This is a genomic window from Streptomyces africanus (genome assembly GCF_002150735.1).
Lineage (GTDB): Bacteria > Actinomycetota > Actinomycetes > Streptomycetales > Streptomycetaceae > Streptomyces > Streptomyces africanus.
Genome location: NZ_MUKA01000449.1, coordinates 974 through 1,387 on the forward strand (window position 1 = coordinate 974; position 414 = coordinate 1,387).

1 pseudogene (running past one end of the window) is annotated in these 414 nt (G+C 65.2%); it reads left to right on the plus strand.

Annotation, left to right across the window (positions count from 1 at the left end):
- Nucleotides 1-414 (plus strand): annotated as a pseudogene (locus CCL05_RS39445) (DUF1996 domain-containing protein); its annotated part reaches 611 nt to the left of the window's first position; the annotation flags it as partial.

A 414-nucleotide genomic window follows, 5' to 3' on the forward strand; every position in this document is an offset into this window, starting at 1 on the left:
CTGGCCGCCAACGGCGACGGCGGTTCCACCGGCACCTTCACGGCCGAGTGCGGTGTCAACGAGAACAACCTGTTCAACAGTGACAACCTGATCGTCGCCCCGGGTGTCGACAACGGCGCGCACCACACGCACGACTACGTCGGCAACCAGGACAACGACGCCTTCTCCAGCGACGAGGACCTGGCCAACGCCGACACCTCGTGCCAGAACCAGGCGGACAAGTCGACCTACTACTGGCCCGTGCTGCGTCTCCAGGACGGCACCCAGGAGTTCGACGCGGCCGACCAGGGCGGTGGCGCCGAGGGCAACGTCGGCAAGATCCTCAAGGCCAGCCAGGCGGAGATCAAGTACGTCGGCAACAAGAAGAGCGACGTCGTCGCGATGCCGAAGTTCCTGCGCATCATCACCGGTGAC